The organism is Methylobacterium goesingense (assembly GCF_022179225.1).
Lineage (GTDB): Bacteria > Pseudomonadota > Alphaproteobacteria > Rhizobiales > Beijerinckiaceae > Methylobacterium > Methylobacterium goesingense.
This window is the reverse complement of the sequence record NZ_BPQL01000260.1, coordinates 1-1,241: the sequence shown is the minus strand read 5'-3', so window position 1 is coordinate 1,241 and position 1,241 is coordinate 1. Positions and strand designations below refer to the sequence as shown.

The window sequence follows — 1,241 nt, the reverse complement described above, 5'->3', positions numbered from 1 at the left end:
TCGTCCCGATCGGGACGAAGACCGAGAAGGCGAGCTGGTCGGGGCTCAGCTTCACGTCTCCGATGGCACCCGAGAGCTTGAGCGCCCCGGCGCTGACCTTGAGCTGCTCTGAGGCCGGCTGGCCCGCCATGACGACGCGGCGCGAGGCGCTGGCGAAGCCGTAGGTCACGGTCGCCACGTAAGAGCCCGGCGCCAGGGTGAAGCTCGGCTCGGCCGCCTCGGAGCGGGCCACGATGGCGGGCTTCGTCCCGTCCGTGCGGTCCTCGTAGATGCGCCAGGCGAGACCGGAGCGCAGGGGCTTGTCGCCGCCCGCGAACACCGCCGAGAGGGCGAGCGCCGCGCTCGCTGCGCTGGGCAGCGGCGGCACCGAGGGATCGGACATCGCGGGGGCCGACAGGGTGGGCGAGGGGAGGTTGGGCCCGATCCGGTTGTGGAAGGCGTTGCCGTCCTGCGCCGAGGCGGCTCCGGGATGGACGCCGAGGAGGAGGGCGCAGCCCAGCAAGACCGATCCGTACCCTGCCCGCGCCATCCCGCACCTCCCAATCCCGACCGGGGCGCCCCGCCGGCGTTGCCAATCCGCCGCCGACGCGCCATGTCACGGGCGGCTGCCGCACCCCGGTGTCCGCCCTTGGAACCGGACCATGGCGGCGGCAAGGCCGCGTCGCCCTCCGGGCCCTTTTCGCGGCTCAGCCTCCACCCGCCCGATCCTGCTCCAGGGATGCCATGAACGCCACCCTCGATCTCCTGCGCACCCGCCGCTCGGTCCCGCCGCTGCGCCTCGCCGGGCCGGGCCCGGACGCAGCCGAACTCGACGCGATCCTGACGATCGCGTCGCGCGTGCCGGACCATGGCAAGCTGGCCCCCTGGCGCTTCCTGGTGATCGCCGGCGAAGCCCGGACCCGTATCGGGGAGACCATCGCGGCGGCCTATGGCGCCGACCACCCGGAAGCCGACGCCGCCCGCCTGGAGCTGGAGCGCAACCGCCTCGCCCTGGCACCCCTGGTGGTGGCGGTGGTGTCGCGGGCCGGCCCGCACGTCAAGATTCCGGAATGGGAGCAGGTGCTCTCGGCCGGCGCCGTGGCGATGAATCTCGTGGTGGCGGCCAATGCCGCGGGCTACGCCACCGCCTGGCTCACCGAGTGGTTCGCCTACGATTCCCGCATCCTCGACGTCCTCGGCCTCGAGCCCAGCGAGCGCCTGGCGGGCTTCATCCACATCGGGCGCGCCCAGGAGGTGCCGCC

Annotated in this window: 1 protein-coding gene and 1 pseudogene; one reads left to right on the top strand and one right to left on the bottom strand. The window is 73.7% G+C overall.

The window, feature by feature from the left end:
- Positions 1-529, bottom strand: a pseudogene (locus MFF30_RS25845) (hypothetical protein); the annotation flags it as partial.
- 194 nt (positions 530-723) lie between these two features.
- On the opposite strand from MFF30_RS25845, the gene MFF30_RS25840 reads away from it, so the two are divergent.
- On the top strand, positions 724-1,241 hold a 518-nt coding region (locus MFF30_RS25840), incomplete at its 3' end, for a nitroreductase family protein (RefSeq protein WP_238283150.1).